This window comes from Pseudomonas sp. S2_E01, from assembly GCF_054668365.1.
Window position 1 is genome coordinate 1,370,776 of record NZ_CP162762.1, and the last position, 23,596, is coordinate 1,394,371.

Annotated in this window: 22 protein-coding genes; 4 read left to right on the forward strand and 18 right to left on the reverse strand. The window is 62.9% G+C overall.

All coding sequences use genetic code 11. The annotated features are described in order from the left end of the window. Nucleotides 1–32: 32 nt before the first annotated feature. The 14 genes from AB4O36_RS06230 to AB4O36_RS06295 form a co-directional block, all read right to left on the reverse strand. On the reverse strand, nt 33–950 hold the full coding sequence (locus AB4O36_RS06230) for a dihydrodipicolinate synthase family protein (RefSeq protein WP_460122524.1): 918 nt from the start codon (nt 948–950) through the stop codon (nt 33–35). A gap of 127 nt (nt 951–1,077) precedes the next feature. Next, entirely contained in the window at nt 1,078–2,106 is a 1,029-nt protein-coding gene (locus AB4O36_RS06235) for a trans-3-hydroxy-L-proline dehydratase (RefSeq protein WP_460122526.1), read from the reverse strand. Nucleotides 2,107–2,260: 154 nt separating this feature from the next. After that, nucleotides 2,261–2,983, reverse strand: a complete 723-nt coding sequence (locus tag AB4O36_RS06240; protein WP_460122528.1) for an amino acid ABC transporter ATP-binding protein — start codon at nt 2,981–2,983, stop codon at nt 2,261–2,263. Further along, entirely contained in the window at nt 2,976–3,626 is a 651-nt protein-coding gene (locus AB4O36_RS06245; protein ID WP_460122530.1) for an amino acid ABC transporter permease, read from the reverse strand. The genes AB4O36_RS06240 and AB4O36_RS06245 overlap by 8 nt, the downstream gene beginning before the upstream one ends. Nucleotides 3,627–3,636: 10 nt before the next feature. Continuing rightward, nucleotides 3,637–4,302, reverse strand: coding sequence for an amino acid ABC transporter permease (locus AB4O36_RS06250; RefSeq protein WP_460122532.1), 666 nt, complete (start codon nt 4,300–4,302; stop codon nt 3,637–3,639). After that, a complete protein-coding gene (lhpI, locus tag AB4O36_RS06255) occupies nt 4,295–6,067 on the reverse strand; it encodes a cis-3-hydroxy-L-proline dehydratase (protein WP_460141259.1) in 1,773 nt (590 codons plus the stop codon). Before lhpI ends, AB4O36_RS06250 begins: the two co-directional genes overlap by 8 nt. A 10-nt stretch (nt 6,068–6,077) precedes the next feature. Continuing rightward, complete coding sequence (locus AB4O36_RS06260; protein ID WP_460141260.1) at nt 6,078–6,896, reverse strand: ABC transporter substrate-binding protein; 819 nt, start codon at nt 6,894–6,896, stop codon at nt 6,078–6,080. 230 nt (nt 6,897–7,126) lie between these two features. After that, nucleotides 7,127–7,879 carry a helix-turn-helix domain-containing protein gene (locus tag AB4O36_RS06265; protein WP_460142118.1) on the reverse strand — a complete coding sequence of 251 codons (753 nt, stop codon included), beginning with the start codon at nt 7,877–7,879 and terminating at the stop codon, nt 7,127–7,129. Between the two features lie 687 nt (nt 7,880–8,566). Continuing rightward, the gene (locus AB4O36_RS06270) at nt 8,567–8,869 is read right to left on the reverse strand and encodes a DUF3077 domain-containing protein (RefSeq protein ID WP_460122538.1); all 303 of its coding nucleotides are present in this window, start codon (nt 8,867–8,869) and stop codon (nt 8,567–8,569) included. Nucleotides 8,870–9,841: 972 nt separating this feature from the next. Next, nucleotides 9,842–11,098 (reverse strand): FAD-dependent oxidoreductase, encoded by a 1,257-nt coding sequence (locus tag AB4O36_RS06275; RefSeq protein WP_460141261.1) that lies wholly within the window; start codon nt 11,096–11,098, stop codon nt 9,842–9,844. After that, the gene (locus AB4O36_RS06280) at nt 11,095–11,331 is read right to left on the reverse strand and encodes a 2Fe-2S iron-sulfur cluster-binding protein (protein ID WP_460141262.1); all 237 of its coding nucleotides are present in this window, start codon (nt 11,329–11,331) and stop codon (nt 11,095–11,097) included. Before AB4O36_RS06280 ends, AB4O36_RS06275 begins: the two co-directional genes overlap by 4 nt. Beyond that, complete coding sequence (locus AB4O36_RS06285) at nt 11,324–12,439, reverse strand: NAD(P)/FAD-dependent oxidoreductase (protein ID WP_460141263.1); 1,116 nt, start codon at nt 12,437–12,439, stop codon at nt 11,324–11,326. Before AB4O36_RS06285 ends, AB4O36_RS06280 begins: the two co-directional genes overlap by 8 nt. Beyond that, nucleotides 12,436–13,368 (reverse strand): 4-hydroxyproline epimerase, encoded by a 933-nt coding sequence (locus AB4O36_RS06290; RefSeq protein WP_460141264.1) that lies wholly within the window; start codon nt 13,366–13,368, stop codon nt 12,436–12,438. The genes AB4O36_RS06285 and AB4O36_RS06290 overlap by 4 nt, the downstream gene beginning before the upstream one ends. Nucleotides 13,369–13,483: 115 nt before the next feature. Beyond that, the gene (locus AB4O36_RS06295) at nt 13,484–14,155 is read right to left on the reverse strand and encodes a GntR family transcriptional regulator (RefSeq protein ID WP_460122546.1); all 672 of its coding nucleotides are present in this window, start codon (nt 14,153–14,155) and stop codon (nt 13,484–13,486) included. A 224-nt stretch (nt 14,156–14,379) separates the two neighbouring features. Between AB4O36_RS06295 and AB4O36_RS06300 the strand changes: the two genes are divergently transcribed. Both AB4O36_RS06300 and AB4O36_RS06305 read left to right on the forward strand, forming a co-directional pair. Then, entirely contained in the window at nt 14,380–16,419 is a 2,040-nt protein-coding gene (locus AB4O36_RS06300) for an oxidoreductase (RefSeq protein ID WP_460141265.1), read from the forward strand. A gap of 170 nt (nt 16,420–16,589) precedes the next feature. Then, complete coding sequence (locus AB4O36_RS06305; protein WP_460141266.1) at nt 16,590–17,486, forward strand: 1-aminocyclopropane-1-carboxylate deaminase/D-cysteine desulfhydrase; 897 nt, start codon at nt 16,590–16,592, stop codon at nt 17,484–17,486. 7 nt (nt 17,487–17,493) lie between these two features. On the opposite strand, the gene AB4O36_RS06310 is transcribed toward AB4O36_RS06305, so the two are convergent. The 3 genes from AB4O36_RS06310 to AB4O36_RS06320 form a co-directional block, all read right to left on the reverse strand. Then, the gene (locus tag AB4O36_RS06310; RefSeq protein ID WP_460141267.1) at nt 17,494–18,042 is read right to left on the reverse strand and encodes a cytochrome b; all 549 of its coding nucleotides are present in this window, start codon (nt 18,040–18,042) and stop codon (nt 17,494–17,496) included. Nucleotides 18,043–18,171: 129 nt separating this feature from the next. Then, nucleotides 18,172–18,999, reverse strand: coding sequence for a phosphonoacetaldehyde hydrolase (phnX, locus tag AB4O36_RS06315; protein ID WP_460141268.1), 828 nt, complete (start codon nt 18,997–18,999; stop codon nt 18,172–18,174). 141 nt (nt 19,000–19,140) lie between these two features. Next, nucleotides 19,141–20,250 (reverse strand): 2-aminoethylphosphonate--pyruvate transaminase, encoded by a 1,110-nt coding sequence (locus AB4O36_RS06320; protein WP_460141269.1) that lies wholly within the window; start codon nt 20,248–20,250, stop codon nt 19,141–19,143. Between the two features lie 109 nt (nt 20,251–20,359). On the opposite strand from AB4O36_RS06320, the gene AB4O36_RS06325 reads away from it, so the two are divergent. Next, a complete protein-coding gene (locus AB4O36_RS06325; protein ID WP_460141270.1) occupies nt 20,360–21,220 on the forward strand; it encodes a LysR substrate-binding domain-containing protein in 861 nt (286 codons plus the stop codon). A 39-nt stretch (nt 21,221–21,259) separates the two neighbouring features. Here AB4O36_RS06325 and AB4O36_RS06330 read toward each other — a convergent pair whose 3' ends face one another. After that, nucleotides 21,260–22,591, reverse strand: a complete 1,332-nt coding sequence (locus tag AB4O36_RS06330; RefSeq protein WP_460141271.1) for a type VI secretion system Vgr family protein — start codon at nt 22,589–22,591, stop codon at nt 21,260–21,262. A 219-nt stretch (nt 22,592–22,810) separates the two neighbouring features. Here AB4O36_RS06330 and AB4O36_RS06335 point away from each other — a divergent pair, with 219 nt between their 5' ends. After that, on the forward strand, nt 22,811–23,515 hold the full coding sequence (locus AB4O36_RS06335; RefSeq protein WP_460122561.1) for a YebC/PmpR family DNA-binding transcriptional regulator: 705 nt from the start codon (nt 22,811–22,813) through the stop codon (nt 23,513–23,515). The last annotated feature ends 81 nt before the right edge of the window (nt 23,516–23,596 follow it).

Consider the following 23,596-nt stretch of genomic DNA (forward strand, 5'->3'; position numbering starts at 1 on the left):
GCCGGGTCCGCGAGGACCCGCCCGGCAATCACTCAGAGGCCGACGTCGGGCAGGTGCGGACGGTTGGCCAGGGCCTTGGCCATGATCTGCTCGACGAACACACGATCGGCTTCCGGCAGGGCCAGGCGCGGTGGACGGGTCAGCGCGCTGCCGCGACCGGCGATGGCTTCGCACAGCTTGATGCACTGGACCAGGTCGGCACGGGCGTCCAGGTGCAGGATCGGCATCAGCCATTCGTAGATCGGCATGGCTTCGGCAAAACGACCGGCCTTGGCCAGGCGGAAGATGGTTTCGCCTTCTTTCGGGAATACGTTGGACATGCCCGAGACCCAGCCCTCGGCGCCCACGGCAATGCTTTCCAGGACCACGTCGTCGAGGCCGGCGAACAACACAAAACGGTCGCCCACTTCATTGCGCACGTCGATGAAACGGCGGGTGTCGCCCGAGGAATCCTTGAAGCACACCACGTTGTCGCAGTCGGCCAGGGAAATCAGGATGTCCGGGGTCACGTCGTTTTTGTAGATCGGCGGGTTGTTGTAGACCATCAACGGCACGTCGGCGTTTTTCGCCACGTAGCGGTAGTGCTCGGCGGTCTCGAACGGCTTGGAACCGTAGACCAGCGCCGGCATCAGCATCACGCCATCGACGCCGACCTTGCGCACCGAGTTGGCCACTTTCGCCGCTTGCACGCTGGTGAACTCGGCCACGCCACAGATGACCGGTACACGGCCACGGGAGGCGTCGACCGCGACTTCGGTCACGGCGATTTTTTCTTCGGCGGTCAGCGAGGTGTTCTCGCCCACCGAACCACACACCACCAGGCCCGACACGCCGTCACGAATGACGTTGGAAATCACTTCGTGGGTCTTTTCCAGGTTGATGGTGAAGTCATCGTTGAATTGGGTGGTCACTGCGGGGAAAACACCACTCCAGTTAATGCGCTTGCTCATTGTTGCCTCCGGGGTTGTTTATTGTATTTCGTATACGATATTTAAAATGACAATGCTCGGCTAGTGCTATTTCTGTTTTTGCAGGCTTTTTCTTCGCCGTTGGTCCGGGTGTCGAGCGCGCTCGCGGTCAGGCGCCCGGCCAGGTGTCCGACAGTCGATAGCCTTGTGGCCATGGATCGCTCGGATCGAGCAGCAGTTGGTGGGTGCCCGTGACCCAGGCCCGCCCGGAAATACACGGGTAGATAGCAGGGCGGCCGGCCACTTCAGTCAGTGAGTCGATGCGGCAGTGGAACTCGGAGCCGATGATCGAGCGACCGATGAAGCGCTCGCCCACCTGCATCAGGCCCTTGGCCTGCAATACCGCCATGCGTGCGGAGCAGCCGGTGCCGGTGGGCGAGCGGTCGATCTTGCCCGGTTGGATCACCACCGCATTGGCGCCGGTGGCGATGCCGTTTTCCATGACGACGGGGGCGGCAATCTGGCAGAAGGAAATGTGCGACCACTCCGGGTTCAACGGATGAGTGAAGCCCAGTTGCTCATTGGCAGCGCGGGTGATTTTCAGCCCGACCGCCACCAGGTCGGCGGCCTCATCGGGGCGGATGGCAAAGCCCAGGCCCTGGGCATCGGCGATCACGAAACTGTCGCCGCCATAGGCGGTGTCGACCTTGAGCGAACCCAGCCCTTCGACTTCGATCCACGCGTCGAGGCGGTCGGCGAAGGACGGCACATTCTTCACCTCAACACGCTCGACCTTGCCGTCACGGCAGTCGGCCACGGCTTCAATCAGGCCGCCGGGGGCTTCGAGCACCAGCCGGGTTTGCGGTTCGGTCATCGGCAGGATGCCGGTGTCGAGGAGCACGGTGGCCACACACAGGGAATTGGAACCGGACATGGGCGGCGTGTCGGCCGGTTCCATGATGATCCAGGCCATCTGCGCCCGTGGATCCTTGGCTGGCACCAGCAGGTTGACGTGACGAAACACGCCGCCACGGGGTTCGTTGAGCACGAAGTTGCGCAGGGTTTCATCCCGGGCGATCCAGCGGGATTGCTCCCACACCGTCGCACCGGGTGGCGGGGCGACGCCGCCGACGATCACGTCGCCGACTTCGCCTTCGGCGTGGCAGCTGACTACGTGGATGACTTTTGATGAGCGCATGGGTTGCTCCTTGTGTTGTTCTTTCGGGCCCTATCGCGGGCAAGCCCGCTCCCACAGGGGACCTCTGTTGTACAGAAGATCCCTGGTGAGATTTGGATCTCTAATTCACAGAAAAACCCTGTGGGAGCGAGCCTGCTCGCGATAGGGCCATCAGCTATTTCACCGACTTGAGAAACGCCGCCGTCTCGGCATGCACCGGATTGCCGATCACCTGGTCCGGCGAGCCGATCTCATGCACCAGGCCATTGCGGAAGAACGCCACGCGGTCGGACACGTCGCGGGCGAAGCGGATCTCGTGCGTCACCAGCACCATGGTCATGCCGTCCTCGGCGAGCATGCGCATGGTGTCCAGCACTTCGCCCACCAGTTGCGGGTCGAGGGCCGAGGTGGCTTCGTCGAACAGCATGTAGTCCGGCGACATGGCCAGGGCGCGGGCGATGGCCATGCGCTGTTGCTGGCCGCCCGACAGCTTGCCGGGGAACACCTTGAGCTTGTCGCCCAGGCCCACGTGGGTCAGTTGCTGTACGGCCAGCGCCTCGGCTTCGGCCTTGCTCTTGCCCAGCACCTTGCGCGGCGCCAGCATCACGTTTTCCAGGACGGTCAGGTGCGGGAAGGCATTCCACTGCTGGAACACGATACCGATCTTCTGCCGCAGTCGATTGAGGTCGGTGGCACGGTCGTGAACCTCGATGCCGTCGACGCGGATGCTGCCTTTCTGGATCGGTTCCAGGCCGTTGATGCACATCAGCAGGGTCGATTTGCCCGAGCCCGAGCCGCCGATGATCGAAACCACTTCGCCCTTGTTGACGGTCAGGCTGACCCCCTTGACCACGTCGAGGTCGCCAAAGGATTTGTGTACGTTTTCGATCTCAATCATTTTCTTGCCACCTTGTTTCCAGACGAGCGCCGAGGCGTGCGACCACCAGGCTCATGACGTAGTAAATGAGGCCCGCGATGCACAGCACCAGCAGCGGTTCCTGGATGCGGGTCACGATGGTTTGGGAGGCGCGCAGCAATTCGACGATGCCGATCCACATCACCAGCGCGGTGTCTTTCATCACGCCCAGCACCAGGTTGAGCCAGCCAGGGAAGGCGACCCGCGTGGCAATCGGCAGCACGACAAAGCGCAGGTCCTGGAAGAAACTCATGCCCAGCGAACGGCTGGCCCGGCGCAAGGTCAGCGGCACCGCCAGCACGCCACCGCGCACGATCTCGGTGAAGTACGCGGCCGCGTAGACACCCAGTACGATGCAGCCCACGGAGAAGGCGCTGATGTTCAGGCCGGCGATGCTCTTGAGCGAGTTGAACAGCACGAACTGGATCAACAACGGCACGCTGCGAAACACGTCCAGCACCCAGGCCAGAGGCAGGGTGGCCCGTGGCAGCAGGGCGCGCAGCAAACCGAAAATAAGCCCTGCGAACGTGCCCAGCAAAATCGCCCAGCAGGTCAGTTGCAGCGTGACCCAGGCGCCGTCGAGCAGGAACAACAGATCGTTCCAGGTAAAACTGGTTGATAGCATGGTCACGTCCTCAGTAACGGAACAACCGCCAGGCCATCAGCCGGGCTGTCGCGACAATCGCCTTCGCGATCAGGTAATACAGCACCGCCGCGATGGCGAAATATTCGAAGGTGCGGAACGTCTTGACGTTGTAGTCCTGGGTCACGCCGGTCAGGTCGTTGTTGAGCCCGACGATCACCCCCAGCGAAGTCATCAGTACCGCCCAGACCATCTGGTTGCTCAACGGGTAGAACACGATCCGCAACAGTTGCGGGACGATGATCAGCCGGTACGCCTGGAAGGCGCTCATGCCCAGCGAGCGGGCGGCGCGCACCTGCGTGCCGGGCACGGCCTTGAGTCCGCCGCGAAAGTTTTCCGCGAGATAACCGGCGTTGTTGAAGGTGATCCCCGCCAGCAGGGCGATCCACGAACTGACGTGCAGGCCCATGGAGCCGAGGCCGAAATACAGGATGTAGATCTGGAACAGCGACGGGGTGTTACGGGCGATCGACACCCAGCCGTTGCCGATGGCGCGCAGCAGCGGTTGTTTGGTCTCGCGCATGACCGTCAGGGCCAGGGCGATCAGCACGCCGAAGATCATCGACAACGCCGCGGTCTCGAACGTGACCCAGGCGCCGGCGAGCATGTCCGGCAGGGCGCGCAGGGCCGCGCGCCATTGGAAGGTATAGTCAAACATGCGCAGGGGTCTCCGTCGGCAGGGCAGGTTGCAGCCAGGTGGGCAGTCGTCCGCTTGCAGTGCCAGTGCGAGCGGCTTCGACGCATTCGGCGAGGTTGGCGAAATGCACCGTGCGCCCTACCAGGCCCGGTGCGTAATGGGCGAATTTGCCCGAGTTGGTCATCAGGGTGGTGGCGCCTGGCGGGATCACCGGCTCGCCGAGCATGCACCAGCAGGTGTCGGTTACCAGGGTGGCGCCAAAGCGTTCAATCTCGTCGATGTGGCCGGCAACGCGGGCCTGTTCCATCACGGCGCGACCGCAGGTAATCGCCAGCACCGTTGTGGCGTGTTTGCTTTTGCCACTGCACAGGCGCGCCAGGTGAGCGAATTCGCTGAGCGAGAAGTGCGGATTGCCCAGGGACACAATGTCCACGTGCGCATTCGTGGCACTGTTGAGTTCACGCCAGCTGCGCAACAGGTCCTGCAACTGGATCTGTTCCTCGGGCAGCGCCGTGTCGCCGTCCAGCACCTGCGTTGGATCCAAGGCTTCGGGGGTGACTCCCGCGATATGGAACATCGGCGCAGCGGACGTGGTGGCGAATGCCGCGCCGAAGGCTTTCAGGTCATCGAGGTCTGGCGCCTGTTGTTCGAGGCCCAGCACCAGCGGAATCCGGGTGCCGGCAAGGGCGCCGACGTGGTAGCCGAGCAAGGGGTAGAACGCGTCGTCGAGTTCAGTCAACGGCGGCAGTTCGATCAGCAGTTGCGCCTTGCGTGGCGCGTCCAGGTGGCAGCCGATCATGGGGGCACGGCCGGTCAGGGCAATGCAGATGTCCAGGTAGTCCGGGTACTTGAGGGTGCGCGCGCCGAGCACGCTGTTGGCGTAGACTACCGCGTTGGATTCGGCCCAGACGATCTGCTCGCCGGCCTTGGGGGCACTGTCGAGCAAGTACGGGGCACAGGTGAAACTCAGGCTGGCGCCCATCGCCATGTAGGCATCACCCAGGGCGCTGGCGGGTTCGCCCAATGCAGGCTCGATACCCAGCTCGCGCCAGCGGCGCTGGTCCACGGAGATTGAATTGAGGGTGGTGGGCACACGAACCTTCGCGCCCCACTGCACCAGTTGTTCGGCAAAACGCAGGCTTGCCGGGCCCGTGTAGATGCAGCCGTCGATGTGCGCCTGGGTCACGTCCAGCAAGCGTGGTGCGCCTTGCAGTTCGGCCATGCGCAAGACGATCTGCATGGCCATCTGCGCAGCTTTGCCGTGCTTGCCATCGAGCAGGGCATGATCGAGCTCACTGAGCTCGATGTGGCCGCCGCTTTCATGGGTTTGCAGTGGCGTGCCGAGCGCTTGCCAGGCATCGGCGGGCGCCTGGTCGAACAGGCTCAGCCCGGTGTTCTCGATACGGGCAAAGGCCTTGCCGCGCAAGGTGGCGAAGGCTTCCCGGCCGATGCACAGCACCGGCAGGGAACGCCCGAAAATTGCCTGTGCCACCAGCACACCCAGGGTCAGGATCTCATCGGCTTCGGCCAACACCAGCGCGGCCGGCGCATGACCGTTGCTGATCAGTTCCATCATCACGCTGCTGCCGGTGCACGAGCCGCGTCCGCTGGGAATGGCCAGCACCCGACCGCTCAACTGTTCGCCGCTGAGCGGATGGTGACGGTCGATGACCTCACCGCTGAAGGGGTCGACCCCGCCCCAGAAGCTCAAGCCCACATCAGCGAACAGAAGGGGACCCTGGGCGCAGCCGGCCATCAGGCTGCGACCGTGCAGTGGCAAAGGCATGCCGGACACCTTAGTAGTAGACCTTCGGCACGGTCAGGTCGGTCGGCGGGATCTCGGTGCCGACCCACTTGGTGAACAACTCGTTGTACCGGCCGCTACGCACCTGCTGGTTGACGAACAGGTTGAGGTAGTTGAGCAGGCCGTACTCGCTGCGCTTGGCGGCCAGGGATACGTAGTCGATAACGTAGGGCGCGTTACCGGCGACTTTCAGGTTTTTGTATTTACCCGACTTGATGGTGGCGGCCGCCACGGTGTTGGTGACGACGGTGGCGTCGATGTGACCCTGGGCCACAGCCAGCAGCGTGTCGTTTTGCGACTGATAGGCGCGGAAAGTGCCGCTGCCCCATTTCTTCACATCGCCTTCCAGGGCGATGGCTTCAAAGGTGCCGCTGGTGTTACCCAGTGCCTTGCCCTTGAGGTCGTCGAAACTGTTGATGCCGGTGTTGTCGCGAGTCAGCACGACCATCTGAAAGGCGAAGTACGGCACGGTGAGGCCAACGGTCTTGGCACGTTCGAGGGTGTCGGAAGTGGACGCGACGATCACATCGGCACGCCCGGAAATCAGCGCTGGAATGCGGTCCGGGAACGGCGTTTCGACCACTTCGGCCTCGACCCCGAGGATCTTCGCCAGGTCGTTGCAGTAGTCCACGTCGAAGCCGACGGGTTTGTTGCTGGCATCGCGAAAGCCCATGGGCGGGAAGTCCAGGGTCACGGCGCAGCGCAGCTTGCCGGAGCCGATGATGTCATCGAGCTTGTCGGCCTGGGCGGTAGCGACGAAGGAGGTACTGAGAACAGCGCTGAGGGCTACGGCAAATGCGGGGTTTTTCATAGAAGCCTCGTGGTCGGAAAGTGCTGTTAGATATCGTATTGAGGATTTCGTATACGATATTAACTGTTAGCAAGTGGCGTGCCGGTTTTGTGTTTTTTTGGCGAAAGGCCAGTAGGCCGCTAAACAGTGCGGTTGCAGGGGGAATGGAATCTTTGGCCGCGAGGGCGGAGGTTGGGAGGTGTTACGGAAGGGAGCACGCCAAGTGCGCAGCGCCCCCTAACGGAACATTATTATTGGCGACGACCTTCACGGTATTGGCTGGGGGAGAGGCTGGTCAGTGCGCGGAACTGGCGGCTGAAGGCGCTGTGGTCGGTGTAGCCACACCGCAGGGCGATTTCGGTGATGGGCAAGTCGGTCTCGAGCAAGAGCCGCGAGCCTTCCTCGAGACGCGCCTTGTGGATCATCTGCCGGGGCGTGAGTTGGAATACCCGTTTGCAATGGCGTTCGAGTTGCGCCACTGAGAAGCCGGCGATGGCGGTCAGTTCGGCCAGGCTGATAGGCCGGGCGAAGTGCCGGCGGATATGGGCGTCCACCGCCGCGAGTTTCTGGAACGCCGGATGGTTGGACTGGGGGAGTTGCAGATCGCGGGAGATGCCGGCCAATCCCACGATCTGGCCTTGCTCATTGTGCAGGGCGAGTTTGTGGGTCAGGCACCACACCGGTTGGTTGCCCAGGTATAGGTGCAATTCCAGTTGGTCAGCCAGTTCGCGTCCGGTGGACAGCACTCGCCGGTCCTGCTCGGTGTAGAGCGGGCCGTAATGGGCGGGGAAGACCTGGTCGGCGGTGAGGCCGAGCAGGTCTTCGCGGTGTTTGAAGCCGCAGCGCAGGGCCAGGGTCTGGTTGACGAAGACGTAGCGGGCTTCACAATCCTTGATGAAGAAAGCGACATCCGACAGGGTATCGAGCAGCGTGGCGATGGGGTCCAGGCTGCTGAGCAGGGTGGTCAGGTCGCAGGGTTTGAAGCTGTTGAGTGAGGGGAACATGGTTTGTGGGTCTGGTGGCGGCACCTGGATCATAGAGGCTCGGTGGCGTCTTGGTCGACCTGATTTGTCCTCTTGGACACGGTCCCCTGTGGGAGCGGGCTTGCCCGCGAAGGCGACGTCCTTGGTGACTCGATTTCTGCGGGTGTATACAGTCCTTGTGGGAGCGAGCCTGCTCGCGATGGCGGCCTTCCGGTTGAGCATGTTCTTGTTGGTGTACATATCCGTTGCTGCGGTAACGGCTGCTTATGGTTCCGCTCTTACAGCGGGTCACTTTTGGCAAACGCCCGGAATGCCGGCCCAGCCAAAAGTAACCAAAAGGTCTCGCCCCGGCGTCCGGCCCCTCGCCTAGGCTCGGGATCCCTTCGCTCCGGCATCCCTCCGGGGACATCGCCTCCGGTTTGCTGCGCTGCACCTCCTTTCGATGTGTGCGGCTGCGCCGCACGGCGCTGCGCGCCCACTCCCCGGATGAATGCCTCCACTCAGCCTGCCGAAGGGGCGGGTGGATCAAAAGCTTGCAAGGCGAGCTAACGCTCGACCTTGTGGTTTGGTTGGGGACGCTGTCCTTGTCTCTTCCTTTGTGGGATCGAGCCTGCTCGCGATGGTGGCTCGGACAACGTGGGGTGTCAGATAGCCCGCGTTATCGTTGACCTCCATCGCGAGCAAGCTCGCTCCTACAGGGGGCGGTGGTTATTGGCTGGTTTGAGGTTTTGTTGGCGATGGTGTCAGGACCTTCACCACATCATCCACCAGCGCCTTGCTCAGTTGCGTCAGGTAATGCGCAGCCCAGGCGTGCCGGTCGGTATCGCGGACGAAGGCGGCGTCCTGGGTCAGACCTTTGGCGAGAAACAGGAAATCGGAGGCCATGGACAGTGCATCGGCGAGCGGGACGTTGCGGGTGACGTGGAACAGGGGGTTGTCGGAGCAGTAGATGAGGGGAGTGAGGCCGATGGTTTTGAGGTCTGCGGTGCGGCGGGAATTATTTTTTGACATGGTCTTTCTCCAACAGTAAGAGAATTCGCCACGTTCGTTTCCAAGCGAGTGGGTGGCGGCTGTGCGCAGGTTGGAAACCGGAGACCACAAATCCGGCACGCCCGTAGGCGTCCCACGCACAGCTGCCTTAACACTTCAATCGTGCCATGAGCGCCTTGCGTTGTGATCTGACGGGTTTCCAAGCCCGATCGCTGAATACCCAGCGACGACCCGAGACTATCCCCCGAAAAAACACGCAACAAGGCATCAAAGTGCCCAACAGCAAGATTCGGAGTTTGCCTACAAAGACTTGTAGGCGCTATCCGATATTTCACCATCACCGTTAAACGTAAACCTCTTCTCCTGTAGGAGCGAGCATGCTCGCGATGGTGGTTCGGGCACCGCGGGGTATCAGGCAGCCAGCGTCATCGTTGACGTCCATCGCGAGCATGCTCGCTCCTACAGGGATGGTGTACACCAGCAGATGCAGTGGCGATTGCAAGATCGCTTTCGCGAGCAAGCCCGCTCCCACAAGGACTGCGCCAGTCAAACCAAACCACGAGGCCGAGCGTTAGCTCGCCTTGCAAGCTTTTGATCTTGATCCACCCGCCCCTTCGGCAGGCTGAGTGGAGGCATTCATCCGGGGAGTGGGCGCGCAGCGCCGTGCGGCGCAGCCGCACACATCGAGAGGAGGTGCAGCGAAGCAAACCGGAGGCGATGTCCCCGGATGGATGCCGGAGCGAGGGTATCCCGAGCCTAGGCGAGGGACCGTACGCTTGGGGCTAGCGTTTTTTGCTTACTTTTTTTCTGGGCCGGCATTCCGGGCGTTTGTAAAAAAGTGAGTCGCCGTAAGGGCGAAACCATAAGCGGCCGTTACCGCAGCAATGGATATGTACCCAATCCAAAAAAAACGGTCGGCCCGAAGGTCGCCATCGCGGGCAAGCCCGCTCCTACAGGGGGGACGCACAGGTCAGAAAACCCGGCGTCAGCCATTCAAGCAGGCGGCGTCTCATCCACACATAAAAACGTTTCGATCCGCGCCGGGCTGAAGGGCGGGCGTGGGGGCGAGGGTTGCCAGTCGAACAGGTATTGCAACGCCCCACCACACACCCGCCCCTGACAGGCACCCATGCCGCAACGGCTGGCCAGTTTGGCCTCACGCCAGTCGCGGTGCCCGGCGATGGCGGCGTAAGGCACGTCTTCACAGCGGCACACCAGAGTATCGGCCTGGGCCAACGCCTTAAGCTTGGGATCAAGCCGAAACGCCCCATTCAACGCCCGTGCAAACCCCTGCCATCGCGCCCGACGTGGCCAGAGCTGTTCAGCGGCAGAGGTTTCGCCAACCGCCGCAAGCCCGGCAATTTCCCCCTCGACCAACGCCAGCTCACTGCCCCCAAACCCGGTGCATTCCCCCGCCGCATAATGATCGGCCAGACTCGTCGCCTGCCAGGCATCCACCGCCAGCGCGGAGCCCGTCACCTCGCAGCCCAACGCCTGACCCAGCTGAACGTTGGGAATCAAGCCGAAACCACAGGCGAGTCGATCACAGTCCAGTTCGACAATCGTGCCCTGCTGGCTCAGGCGTACACCTTCCAGGCGGTCGCTGCCCAATGCCGCCACCACATGGGTGTCGGTGCGGTACTGGCGATCGAACAGATACAGGGACTGCACAAGCTTGCCCGGCCAACGCGGCAGTTGCAGCGCGAATCCCGCGACGGCGGCCAAAGACGCCTGCTCGGCGATGCGCGCCACCTGCGCTCCATTGTGTTTGGCAGTGGCAGCACTGGCGAGCAATAGCGGGCCGCTGCCGGCGACGACTACCCGTTCGCCTTGCACCGGCAGGCCGCCCTTGATCAGGGCCTGGAGCCCGCCGGCCCCGGTGACGCCCGGCAATGTCCAGCCGGGGAAGGGCAGCAGCAATTCGCGGGCGCCAGTGCACAGGATCAGTTTGTCGTAGTCGATCAGCCAGCCGCGTTCGGCATCTTCCACCAGTAACTGTTTGTGCCCCGGGCAGGCGATGACCCGCGTGCCAGGGTGATGACGGATGTTGGCGCAGGCGTGCAGGCGCTCGCGCAGTTGCCGTGCCTGTTTTGGCAGGCTGGCCTGGGGTCCGTCGCGCCAGATCTGGCCGCCGGACAGCGGGTTGTCGTCGAGCACCACGATGCGCGCGCCACTGGGCGCGGCGGCGAGGGCGGCGCTCATGCCGGCGGGGCCGGCGCCAATGATCAAAAGGTCGGCGTATTCGTTCATGGTCGGGTCTGCACGTGCATGTCGTTTTGGCACAGGGTCTGGCAGGCCAGCCGGCGGCGGCCGTTGATGGTGACGCGGCATTCCTGGCAGATGCCCATGCCGCACAGCGGCGCACGGCGCTGGCCGGCGACGGCGGTGCGGGTGGTGCCGTCACCCGCCAGGGCGAGGGCGGCGGCCACGGTGGTGCCTTCGGCCACGTGCAGGGCGCGGCCATCCACAATCACGTCAGGCATGCACGACCTCCCCGAGGAAACGTTCTGGTAAATAGGGTGGCGCCGCCAGCGGCGACGCTTCGTTGAACAGCTGCGCGACCAGCAGGTCGGCGGTGCCGGGCGCCGTGGTGACCCCCAGTCCTTCGTGTCCGACCGCCAGCCACAGGCCTTTGCGTTGTGGGTGCTGGCCCACCAGCGGCAGGCCGTCGGGGCTGGCGGCGCGAAAACCGGTCCAGGCGCGAATGCCGTTGAGGTGGGCCAGGTCCGGCATGTATTCGGTGGCGCGCTTGAGCATCTTCGCCAGCATCCAGCCCTCGACTTGCGGGTCGGTGGTGCCGAACTGCCGCGAAGCGCCGATGAACAATTGCCCGGTCGGCCGTGGCTGGATGTTGCAGGCGGTGGACGGGCCCTTGGCGTTATGGGCGCTGGTGACATAACCCAGTTCCACCAGCGTGTGGGTGACGGTGCCGGGGTAGCGGTCGGTGATTAGCAGGTGACCCTTTTTCGGTTCGATGGGCAACTCCGGGCACAGCTCGTTGGCCTGGATGCCGTTGGCCAGGATGACCGCTTCGGCCTGCAACCACTGGCCGTCTTCGAGGCGTACGCGGTTACCGTCCACCTCGTTGACCCGCGCCCGCCGTTGTTCGATGTTGGCGTGATCGAGCATCCAGCGGGCGGTGGCGGGTGCGTAGAGAATGCCGTCGCCGTTGATCAGCAAGCCACCGTCCAGGCCTTCGCGCAGCGCCGGTTCGCGCTCGCGCAAGGCGTGGCGTGCGACCAGTTCGCACGTCACGCCCTGGGCTTGCAGATTGAGGCATTTGCTCTCGGCCACGGCCATTTCTTCGGAGTTGGCCGCCAGCCACAAGGTGCCGTTGCTGCGGTAAGCGCAACCGTCGGGCAACTGCGGTGCCTGTTCACGCCAGCGTTGCAACGAGTATTGGCTCAGGGCCAGTTCCGCGGGGTTGTCGTCCAGTACGAGCAAGTGGCCCATGCCGGCAGCCGTGGCACCGTGCAGGCCGGCGTCCAGGACCTGCACGCGCAGGCCACGCCGGGCCAACGCCTGGGCGCAGGCGGCGCCGATGATGCCCGCGCCGATCACGATCACATCGGCCACCAGGCCTTGGTTCATGGGCGAATGCCCCAGGCGAACGGGTCGTCCTGCTCGATGATCAGGCTCGCTTCGGCGCTGATGAAAGCACGGCCACGAATCGTCGGGACGATGCGCTCGCCTTGCCACTCGTAGGAGCCCTCGAACTCGCTGCGGATCACGCTGGCCTGGCGCCAGATCTGCCCCGGCTGCAATTTGTCGTCGGCGGCCAGGCACGCCAGCTTGGCGCTGGTGCCGGTGCCGCAGGGGGAGCGGTCGTAGGCCTTGCCGGGGCAGAGCACGAAGTTGCGGCTGTCGGCCTGGGCGTCGTCGGCGAACAACTCGACGTGGTCGATCAAGCCGCCGTCTTCACCGCGAATGCCTTGCACGTCCAGCGCCTGTTGCACAGCGTAGGTGTAAGCAGTCAGCGCATCGAGATTGTCCCCGGCCACCCGCAGGCCATGCTCGGCGATCAGGAAAAACCAGTTGCCGCCCCAGGCGATGTCTCCTGTCACCTCACCGATGCCCGGCACCTGCAACGTCACCGCCTTACGATAACGGTAGGCCGGCACGTTGCGCACACTGACGCTGTGGTCGGCGTGCAAAGTGGCCTGCACCGTGCCCACCGGCGTCTCGATGCAGTGCACGCCCGGACCGATTTTGCCCAGGTGCGCCAGCGAAGCCACCAGGCCGATGGTGCCGTGGCCGCACATGCCCAGGTAACCGGTGTTGTTGAAGAAGATTACCCCGGCACAGGCGCTGGGGTCGACCGGCTCGCACAGCAGCGCGCCCACCAGCACGTCGCTGCCCCGTGGTTCGAGTACGCAGGCGGCGCGCCAGTCGTCGTGTTGTTCGGCCAGAAGCTGGCGGCGTTCGGCCATGCTGCCGTTACCCAGGTCGGGAAAACCGGCGGTCACCAGGCGGGTGGGTTCGCCGCCGGTGTGGGAGTCGATCACGCTGATGCGTTTCATGAAGGGACCACTCTCGCGTTCGGATAGATGAACGCAAGCGTGGCGTGTACAGGGCGTCGCGGCTTGATGGATTTATTCTGCACCGATGACGAAATCGGCACAGGACAGCCAGCCGTCAATGATGGTGGGGCAGGTGCTCGAACAGGGTTTGGCACACCCCGGCGATGTGTTCGTCGAGCAGGCTAACCGCGCGGTCGACATCACCGGCACGGCAGGCGGCAATGATCTCGCGGTGTTCGTGGTCGGCGCGTTCCTTGCCGGCGGACAGGCTCATCTGCATGCGCAGGTAACGCTCGAGCTTGTCATTGACCGAGCGGATCAGGTTCACCAAAAACGGCCGTTGCGCCGGCTCATACAGGCAGGCGTGCAGTTCCCAGTTGAGCTCGGCCCAGCGCCCGACGTCATCCTCGCCGACAAACTCCTGACAGATGCGCTCGGCCCGGGCGAAGGTAGCCTCGGTCATGTTGGGAATGGCCAGGCGCAGCACCTTGTCTTCGAGCAGCATGCGCACTTCGAACATTTGCGCCAATTCGGCATCCGACACCCGCGTAACCATCGCGCCGCGATTGCGCTGGAACATCACCAGGCCTTCAGCTTCCAGGCGCTTGAGTGCTTCGCGCACGGGAATCTTGCTGACATTGAACTGGCGGGCGATGTCGTCCTGGCGAATCGGTTCGTCCTCGGCGAAATGCCCGGCGACGATGGCGTCACGCAGGTGGCGGGTAATGATTTCCGAGGTCGAGGGCGCGTTGCCCAGGTCGGGAGCGTTGAATTTGGGTTGGGTCACGGTGGCGATCGTTCGGACTGATTTGCGCATATGGTATACGAATTCAGGTGCAGGACTCACTGCGCCTGAGACGCCATGCGACCATTAGCTGCACGATTAGGTCATCAAGTTGTCAGTTATGGTCATTGAGCCGTCACCTGAGTGCCCATAATCTGTTGTTCATGACAGAGGGGTGCCAAAGAGCCCCCCCACTTTATCCGTGATCGCTCGACGTGGAGTTTCCGATGACCGCCGCTCATTACCCGCACCTGCTGGCCCCGCTGGACCTGGGCTTCACCACGCTGCGCAACCGCACCCTGATGGGCTCGATGCACACGGGCCTTGAAGAAAAGCCGGGCGGCTTCGAGCGCATGGCGGCGTATTTTGCCGAGCGCGCCCGTGGCGGTGTGGGCCTGATGGTGACCGGTGGTATCGGCCCGAACGACGAGGGCGGGGTGTACTCGGGTGCGGCCAAGCTGACCACCGAGGAAGAGGCGCTCAAGCACCAGATCGTCACCCGTGCGGTGCACGAGGCGGGCGGCAAGATCTGCATGCAGATCCTCCACGCCGGCCGTTATGCCTACAGCCCCAAGCAAGTCGCGCCGAGTGCCATCCAGGCGCCTATCAACCCGTTCAAGCCTAAAGAGTTGGACGAGGAAGGCATCGAGAAGCAAATCAGCGATTTCGTCACCTGCTCCGTGCTGGCGCAGAAAGCCGAATACGACGGCGTCGAGATCATGGGCTCGGAAGGGTATTTCATTAACCAGTTCCTCGCCGCCCACACCAACCACCGCACCGACCGTTGGGGCGGCAGCTACGAAAACCGCATGCGCCTGCCGGTGGAAATCGTGCGCCGGGTGCGTGAGGCGGTGGGGCCGAATTTCATCATTATCTTCCGCTTGTCGATGCTCGATCTGGTGGAAGGCGGCAGCACCTGGGAAGAAATCGTCACCCTGGCCAAGGCCATCGAACAGGCTGGCGCGACCCTCATCAACACCGGTATCGGCTGGCACGAAGCGCGCATTCCGACCATCGCCACGAAGGTGCCACGGGCGGCCTTCAGCAAGGTCACGGCAAAACTGCGCGGTTCGGTGAGCATTCCGCTGATCACCACCAACCGCATCAATACCCCGGAAGTGGCCGAGCAGATTCTTGCCGAAGGCGACGCTGACATGGTGTCGATGGCGCGGCCGTTCCTCGCCGACCCGGACTTCGTTAACAAGGCCGCCGCTGGCCGCGCCGATGAAATCAACACCTGCATCGGTTGCAACCAGGCGTGCCTGGACCACACCTTCGGCGGCAAGCTGACCAGCTGCCTGGTCAACCCGCGTGCCTGCCACGAAACCGAACTCAACTACCTGCCGGTGCAAAGCCTGAAGAGGATCGCGGTGGTCGGTGCAGGCCCGGCGGGCTTGTCGGCCGCCACCGTGGCCGCTGAGCGTGGCCATCAGGTGACGCTGTTCGATTCGGCCAGCGAGATCGGCGGCCAGTTCAACGTGGCCAAGCGTGTGCCGGGCAAGGAAGAGTTCTATGAAACCCTGCGCTACTTCAACCGCAAGCTGCAGACCAGCAACGTCGAGGTGTGCCTGAACACCCGCGTCGACGTCGCGCAACTGGTCGAAGGCGGTTATGACGAAATCATCCTGGCCACCGGTATCGCCCCGCGTACCCCGGCGATTGAAGGGGTCGACAATACCAAGGTGCTTAGCTACCTGGACGTGATCCTGGAGCGCAAGCCGGTTGGCAAGCGCGTTGCGGTCATCGGTGCCGGTGGCATTGGCTTCGACGTGTCGGAGTTCCTGGTGCACCAGGGCGTGGCGACCAGCCTGGACCGTGAGGCGTTCTGGAAGGAGTGGGGCATTGATACCCACCTTGAGGCGCGCGGCGGCGTGGCCGGCGTCAAGGCCCAGCCCCATGCCCCGGCCCGTGAAGTGTTCCTGCTGCAACGCAAGAAATCCAAGGTCGGTGACGGCCTTGGCAAGACCACCGGCTGGATCCACCGTACGGGGCTGAAGAACAAGCAGGTGCAGATGCTCAACAGCGTCGAATACTTGAAGATCGACGACGAAGGCCTGCACATTCGCATCGGCGAAAGCGGCGAACCGCAGGTGCTGGCGGTGGACAACGTCGTCATCTGCGCCGGGCAGGACCCGTTGCGTGAGCTGCACGACGGCCTGGTGGCGGCGGGGCAAAATGTGCACCTGATCGGCGGCGCGGACGTGGCGGCGGAGTTGGATGCCAAGCGGGCGATCAATCAGGGGTCGCGGTTGGCGGCGGAGTTGTAACAGGCAGGGTCTTCCTGCCAATGGCCATCGTCGGAACGCCGCCCGGGGCAAGCCCGCTCCTACAGGGATCACCTGACCATTGTAGGAGCGGGCTTGCTCCGGGCGGCGTTCCGACGATGGCAGTCCTTGAAGACTGCTAAAATGCCGGCTCTTAACCCAGAGCCAGCCTCATGTTTCCCCCACCCCCCCTGGAACGCCTCCACCTGGACTGGCTCACCCCCGCCAACATCGAACTCGCCATCCTGCGCCTCGACCAGATCGACCCGCTCATCAGCGGCAATAAATGGTTCAAGCTCACCGAACACCTCAAGGCCGTTGAGCGCGCCGGTGCAAAGGGCATCATCAGCTTGGGCGGTGCCCATTCCAATCATTTGCACGCATTGGCTGCCGCGGGTCAACGCCTGGGTTTTCGCACCGTGGGGCTGTTGCGCGGCCATGCGCAGGACACGCCAACGGTCAACGACTTGCAGGCGATGGGCATGCAGTTGCACTGGTTGGGCTACGGCGGTTATCGCGCGCGGCATCAGCCGGGTTTTTGGGAACCCTGGCAGACGCAGTACCCCGACCTGTGGCCGGTGCCCGAAGGGGGCGGCGGTTTGCCGGGCGCCATTGGCTGCATGCCGCTGAAGGCGATGGTCGGCGCGCAACTGAACGGCCTGGGCTGGAGCGACTATGACGGCTGGTGGCTGGCCTGCGGCACCGGCACCACGCTGGCAGGGTTGATGCTGGCTGAAACCGGTGAGCATCCGGTGTACGGAGCCCTGGCGGTGCCTGATGATCATGGCGTGGCGCAGCAGGTCGAAGCCATTGCGCGAGAGGCGCAAGTGCCGCCAGCGCATTACGAGTTGTTCGACGCCAGCCGGGGAGGCTTCGGCAACGTTGATCCAGGGTTGCTGGAGTTTATCGCCCAGACCGAAGCGGTCAGCGGCATTCCCCTCGAACCGCTGTACACCGGCAAGGCCCTGCTGGCGCTCAAGCAACAAGTCGAAGCTGGGCGATTCAAGACAGGAATGCGTTTGATCTTCATCCACACCGGCGGCTTGCAGGGCCGCCGAGGGTTTGCCTGATCGGTGATCAGTTTCGCTTGGGCATCATGCGCAGCAACGTGTTATCACGCACCACATAGTGATGATAAAGCCCCGCCAGTGCGTGCAGACCGATCAGCCAGTAGCCGAGGGTGCCACCCAGTTCATGCCAGTTCTGGATCTGCCTGGCCAGTGCTTTGTCTTCAGAGACCAGCAGCGGCAGGTCAAAACCGTAGAACATCACTTGATTGCCTTTGGCACTGGTGACCAGCCAACCGAGAATCGGCATTACGATCATGAACAGGTAGAGCGCCCAGTGCATCAACCGGGCGAGGGTGGTTTGCCATTTCGGCGAGGCGGGGAAGATCTGTGGTGCGGGGCCGAGGCTGCGGGCCAACAACCTGAACCACACCAGCACGAATACCGTGAGGCCGAGCATGAAGTGCGACTCGACGATCAACGTTCGTCCGCCGCTGCCTTTGGGAAAAATTCCGCGAAATTCGATGCAGGCGTAAACCAGTGCCAGCAGGACCAGCATCAACCAGTGCAGTGTGATCGAGACCGTGCTGTAGCGGGACTCGGAGTTTTTCCAGGGCATGCGACGTTCCTCACGGGTTAACTCAAGCCACCGTTCTTGGTCGACGGTGTGCCTTAACTGTAATCCTGTTTAAGCGTCTTTGCCTGTGCGCCAGGTCAACAAACCCCGCTCCTACAGGGGGGAGGGTAATCAGGCGGATTGAGGCATCTCGCCATTGGCCAGGCGCCGGTTGATGTCGGCGATCACGGACGGCAATTCGACGATGGTGTCGATCATGTAGTGCGGGCGTGAGTTTGCGAACAGGGCCTGGATGCGCTTGCGTTCGCTGGCCAGTTGCTCGCCGTTGAGGGCTCGATAACCTTCGTAGTCAAGGCCCAGCGCATTGCCCGAGCAGAGCAGAGCGACGGTCCACATACCGGCACGGCGACCTTCGAGGATGCCAGGCACGGTGTCGTCGATCTTCACGCACGCCGCCACGTCCTCGATACCCAGTGCGATCACGTTGGCCAGTGCCTGGGCTGGCCATGGTCGGCCGTTGGGGACTTCATCGGTGGCCACCACATGGTCGGCGACGTATCCGTTGTGGGCGGCCAGTTCCACGACCTTGTCCATGACCTGCTTCGGGTAGCCGGAACAGGAACCGATCTTGATCCCTTGCTGGCGCAGCTGGGCGATGGTGTCCAGGGCGCCTGGAATCAACGCCGAGTGCTCGGCGATTTTTTCGATTTGCAGCGGCATGAAGCGTTGGTAGATCGTGGTGACGTCATCGTCGTTCGGCGTGCGACCGAACACCTTGCGATAGCGTTCGGCAACCTCCGGCAGATTGCACAGTGTGCGGATATGGTCCCACTTGCCCATGCCCATCGGGCCCCGGGCTTCTTCGATGTCAATCTGAACGTCAAACTCGGCGAAGGCTTCGACGAAAATCTGCGTCGGCGCGAACGAGCCGAAGTCGACCACGGTGCCGGCCCAGTCGAGGATGGCAGCCTGGAGTTGTGTGGGGTAGGTGTAGTTCATGGTGGTCGAGTCCTGTGGTGAGTTTGAGCGCTCTGTAGGAGCGAGCATGCTCGCGATTGCTGTCTGTCATTCAGCATGGATGTTGCCTGACACACTGCTATCGCGAGCATGCTCGCTCCTACAGGGGGAATGGGTTGGGGTCTAGATGACTGTCACTTCCATCTCTTGCAACACTTCGCCTATTGCCGCCACGGCGGCGCGGATGTCGGCCGGTTGTACGTGGCCGATGCAGCCGACGCGGAAGGTTTCGACCTGGGTCAATTTGCCGGGATAGAGGATGTAACCCTTGGCCTTGACCCGTTCATAAAACGCCTTGAACTGGTAGCGCGGGTCTTTTGGTGCATGGAAGGTGGCGATGATCGGCGCCTGTATGGCTGCCGGCAGGAAGCTGCGCAAGCCCAGCCTGCTCATCTCTTCCATCAACGCCTGGCAGTTGGCGGCATAACGCGCGTGCCGCGCCGGCAGGCCGCCTTCTTCGACGTATTGCAGCAAGGCCTCGTGCAGCGCCGCGACCACGTGGGTTGGCGGGGTGAAGCGCCATTGGCCGGTCTTCATCATGTAGGCGTGCTGGTCGTGCAGATCCATCGCCAGCGAATGCGAATTGCCAGCGGCAGTGGCCAGCGCTTCCATTCGGGCAAACACGAAACCCATGCCCGGGACGCCTTCCAGGCATTTGCCCGAGGCCGCGATCAGCGCGTCGAACGGGATCTGCTGCGCATCGACCGGCAGGGCACCGAAGGAACTCATGGCGTCGATGATCAGGCGCTTGCCGTGTCGATGCACCACCTGGGCAATGTCCGCCAGGGGATTGAGGATGCCCGTGCTGGTTTCGCAATGGATCAGCGCAACGTGGCTGATGCCGGTATCGGCGCGCAACAGGCGGTCGACGTTGGCGGCGGTGACCGGTTCGTCTTCGGCGGTTTCGAAGGTGCTGAATGCGCGACCGAGCACTTCGCAGATTTTCGCCAGGCGCTTGCCGTAGGCGCCATTGATCAACACCAGGACTTTACCGTCACGGGGCACCAGCGTGCCGATTGCCGCTTCCACCGCAAAGGTGCCGCTGCCTTGCAGGGGCACGCAATGGTGACTGGCGCCGCCATTGATGATCGTCAGCAGTTGCTCGCACAGGTTGGCGGTCAGTTGGTTGAAGCGGTCATCCCATGAACCCCAATCGACCATCATCGCCTGGCGTGTGCGGGTGGACGTGGTCAATGGGCCGGGGGTGAGCAGGATGGGTGCTGCGGTACTCAATCTCGTGTCCTCGCAATCGATGGGGTGAAGCTACGGGGCCTAAATTGCAATTCGCCGACTTATCAATCAAATTGTTTGTTGTTATGCCAGCCATCAGTAGGACTTATTCATGAACCTGTTTCAGTTGCGTGCCTTCGATGCGGTGGCCCGCGAGGGCAGCTTTACCCGGGCAGCTGCGCGCCTGTTCATCAGTCAGCCGGCGGTGACCGGGCACATCAAGGCCCTCGAGGAGCATTACCAGATCACGCTGTTGCGCCGAACCGCGCGACGGGTGGAATTGACGGAAGAGGGCACCAGGCTGGCGGCGATCACCCGGGCGATGTTCGGGCTCGCCGAGGAAGCGCAGGCGATGCTGGAGGCGAACCGGCAGTTGCTCACCGGGCGCCTGGAAGTCGCGGCGGACGGACCGCACTTGGTCATGCCGATGCTGGCGAGCTTGCGCGTCCGTTATCCGGGGATCACCGTGAACCTGCGCCTGGGCAACGCCCAGGAAACCCTCGCGGCGCTGTTGTCCGAGCATGCGGACGTGGCGGTGCTGACCGAGGTCGAGCCGCGCAAGGGGTTACATTTGCAGGCGCTCTGCGAGTCACGCCTGTGTGCCTTGGTGCCCGTCGGCCATCCATGGGCGAAGACCCGGGGCGTCTCCCTCAAGGATCTGGACCAGGTGATCATGGTGTTGCGCGAGCCGGGTTCGATCACTCGGCGGACCTTCGATCAAGCCTGCAACCAGGCCAGTGTGAACCCTCGGGTGCTGCTGGAGCTCGACAGCCGCGAAGCTGTGACCGAGGCGGTGGCGGCCCAACTGGGGGTTGGCGTGGTGTCGTCGGTGGAAGTCAGCCATGACCCGCGGGTGGCGGCGGTGCCGATCATGGGGGAGGGCTTGGTGAACTGCCACATGATGGCGTGCATGGAGCGGCGGCGGGATTTACGCTTGATTCAGGCCTTTTTTGGGTTGGCGCCTGAGCGGTAGGCCGCGTTGCAGCGTTCGCGGGCAAGCCGCGCGCGCCGCTTATGTGTCCATCGGCCGGATCAGCCAGTCGAGCAACAACCGGTCATCGCATCTGGACTGCCGGGCTGGCCGCGGCGTAGGCGGATGGCTCGCCGTGGCGTACAGCACCGGGCGGTCCGGGTCGCTGTCGAGAAAACTGATGAGCACTTCGCTGCCCGCAAGCGGCACGCGAGAAGGATCCACCCGGCCATCGGGGGTGGTAACCACCATGGGTAACCACAATCCGCTGTGTTGATCCGCATCGGCCGGCGCCGTTGGCCATAACCGCACCTTCACCCGACCTTGATCGTCCAACTGAGCGGGTTCGCCCACCGGGCCCAGCACCCTCGCCGGTTGAAACCCCGGAATCGCGGGCCGGGCCTGGGTCAGCGCGGGGCGAAACACCGTTGACCAGACAATGGCGGTGAACTGATTGCCGTATTGACGGGCCCTCTCGGTGTCACGGCGTTCGAGAATCGAAGGCTGCTGGCCCTGATGGCGGATTTCGATCAACAGCCATTGGTCGTTGAAGTGCGCCAACGGGTGTTCCGACACCTGGACAATGGCGCCGGTGCGCAGGGCGCTCTGGTTGCTGCGACCCTGCAACTGGCCGTGTCGGCAACGCAGGCGCTCGAGTATCCGGCGGCTGAGCCGTTCCTGGTCGAGCGGTGGCGCAGTGGGATGCGAGGCCAGCGGTGGCGAAGTGTGGCGCTGGAACAATTCGCTGATCACCGGAGCCTGTTGGTCTTGCGGTGCGTCGCCGTTGAAACGCATCAACAGCGGTTGGGCAGGGAAACTCTGGCTGTCATCCGCCAGCACCAGCACATGGCGCTCGCGCTCGTGCTCGAAGTGATAGTGGATGCCTTCCTCTTCGCACAACCGTTGCAGAAAGGCCAGGTCGCTTTCGTCGAACTGGATGCAGAACGGCTTGGCAGGATAGTGCCCGTCCTGCAGTTCAATACGATAGCTGTCTTCGGGCAGGCCGTTTTCTTCCAGCAACTGGCGCAGGATCGCGGGAACACTGAGTTGATAAAAGACCCGACGCGAGGGTTGCCGGTCGAGAGTTTGCAGCCAGGGCACCAGCACCAGTCGATAGTCGATCCGTTGCGTGCCCCGGTGTTCGCGGCTGGCGCTGTGAATGATGCCGTGCACGCCCAGACCATCGGCGAAGCTGAAAAAAACCGGTTGTTGCAGCAGGCGATCGAGGTTGATGGCGGGCGCCAGGCCGATCACTTCGATCTCGAACCGAAAGGGCTGGTTGAGCGCTTCACGACCGTTGAACTGCAAGACCTGCAGGCTTAGATCACCATTGAGCAGGGTCAGGGTGTAGGGGGTTTCCTTATCGTTATGCATCGAACGCGCCTCGGCCAGGAAGTACAGGCGCAGAGGGTACGAAACCACAGCCGTTTAGAGTCATCGCAAAGCAGGTTTCCGAATTGCCCTACAACAAGAGGTGAAAATGTCGATTCGGCACGATGGAATTTTTGGTCGATTGCCACCTTTAGGCCGTATAAACTTGCGCGATGCGTCGGCCAATAGATGTTTCGGCGCCACAGACCAAGAGAGTAAGTAATGGGCGCACAGTGGAAGGTTAAACACAAAGAAGCGGCAGCCAACGCCAAGGGGAAAATCTTCGGCAAACTGGTGAAGGAAATCACCATTGCTGCGCGCAACGGCGCCGATGTCGCCACCAACGCACACTTGCGCCTGGTGGTTGAACAGGCCAAGAAAGCCTCGATGCCCCGCGAAACCCTGGAACGTGCGATCAAGAAAGGCTCGGGTCAGCTCGGCGAAACCGTGCAATACCATCGCGTGACCTATGAAGGGTTCGCGCCGCACCAGGTGCCGTTGATCGTTGAGTGTGTGACCGACAACATCAACCGTACCGTTGCCGAGATTCGCGTTGCGTTCCGCAAGGGGCAGTTGGGCGCTTCCGGTTCCGTGGCCTGGGACTTCGACCACGTCGGCTTGATCGAGGCGTCCCCGGACAGCCCCGACGCCGATCCGGAACTGGCCGCCATCGAGGCCGGCGCACAGGATTTTGAACCAGGTGAAGAGGGCGCAACGCTGTTCATCACTGAGGCGACCGATCTGGATTCGGTGCAGAAGGCTTTGCCTGAGCAGGGTTTCACCGTGTTGTCGGCGAAGCTGGGCTACAAGCCGAAGAACCCGGTCACCGGCCTGAGCGATGAGCAGATGGCTGAAGTCGAAGCCTTCCTCGAAGGCCTCGATAACCACGACGATGTGCAGGACATGTTTGTCGGGTTGGCGGGTTGATGTATTGAGTCATTGGGTGAGGGCTTTGCCGTCTGGCAGGCCCTCATCGTTGGCATGCCGCCCGGGGCAAGCCCGCTCGCG

Bases quoted from the DNA above. Each gene is read 5' to 3' on its own strand.
- AB4O36_RS06230 (WP_460122524.1), bottom strand. From the start codon at position 950: ATGAGCAAGCGCATTAACTGGAGTGGTGTTTTCCCCGCAGTGACCACC.
- AB4O36_RS06235 (WP_460122526.1), bottom strand. From the start codon at position 2,106: ATGCGCTCATCAAAAGTCATCCACGTAGTCAGCTGCCACGCCGAAGGC.
- AB4O36_RS06240 (WP_460122528.1), bottom strand. From the start codon at position 2,983: ATGATTGAGATCGAAAACGTACACAAATCCTTTGGCGACCTCGACGTG.
- AB4O36_RS06245 (WP_460122530.1), bottom strand. From the start codon at position 3,626: ATGCTATCAACCAGTTTTACCTGGAACGATCTGTTGTTCCTGCTCGAC.
- AB4O36_RS06250 (WP_460122532.1), bottom strand. From the start codon at position 4,302: ATGTTTGACTATACCTTCCAATGGCGCGCGGCCCTGCGCGCCCTGCCG.
- lhpI (WP_460141259.1), bottom strand. From the start codon at position 6,067: ATGCCTTTGCCACTGCACGGTCGCAGCCTGATGGCCGGCTGCGCCCAG.
- AB4O36_RS06260 (WP_460141260.1), bottom strand. From the start codon at position 6,896: ATGAAAAACCCCGCATTTGCCGTAGCCCTCAGCGCTGTTCTCAGTACC.
- AB4O36_RS06265 (WP_460142118.1), bottom strand. From the start codon at position 7,879: ATGTTCCCCTCACTCAACAGCTTCAAACCCTGCGACCTGACCACCCTG.
- AB4O36_RS06270 (WP_460122538.1), bottom strand. From the start codon at position 8,869: ATGTCAAAAAATAATTCCCGCCGCACCGCAGACCTCAAAACCATCGGC.
- AB4O36_RS06275 (WP_460141261.1), bottom strand. From the start codon at position 11,098: ATGAACGAATACGCCGACCTTTTGATCATTGGCGCCGGCCCCGCCGGC.
- AB4O36_RS06280 (WP_460141262.1), bottom strand. From the start codon at position 11,331: ATGCCTGACGTGATTGTGGATGGCCGCGCCCTGCACGTGGCCGAAGGC.
- AB4O36_RS06285 (WP_460141263.1), bottom strand. From the start codon at position 12,439: ATGAACCAAGGCCTGGTGGCCGATGTGATCGTGATCGGCGCGGGCATC.
- AB4O36_RS06290 (WP_460141264.1), bottom strand. From the start codon at position 13,368: ATGAAACGCATCAGCGTGATCGACTCCCACACCGGCGGCGAACCCACC.
- AB4O36_RS06300 (WP_460141265.1), top strand. From the start codon at position 14,380: ATGACCGCCGCTCATTACCCGCACCTGCTGGCCCCGCTGGACCTGGGC.
- AB4O36_RS06305 (WP_460141266.1), top strand. From the start codon at position 16,590: ATGTTTCCCCCACCCCCCCTGGAACGCCTCCACCTGGACTGGCTCACC.
- AB4O36_RS06310 (WP_460141267.1), bottom strand. From the start codon at position 18,042: ATGCCCTGGAAAAACTCCGAGTCCCGCTACAGCACGGTCTCGATCACA.
- phnX (WP_460141268.1), bottom strand. From the start codon at position 18,999: ATGAACTACACCTACCCCACACAACTCCAGGCTGCCATCCTCGACTGG.
- AB4O36_RS06325 (WP_460141270.1), top strand. From the start codon at position 20,360: ATGAACCTGTTTCAGTTGCGTGCCTTCGATGCGGTGGCCCGCGAGGGC.
- AB4O36_RS06330 (WP_460141271.1), bottom strand. From the start codon at position 22,591: ATGCATAACGATAAGGAAACCCCCTACACCCTGACCCTGCTCAATGGT.
- AB4O36_RS06335 (WP_460122561.1), top strand. From the start codon at position 22,811: ATGGGCGCACAGTGGAAGGTTAAACACAAAGAAGCGGCAGCCAACGCC.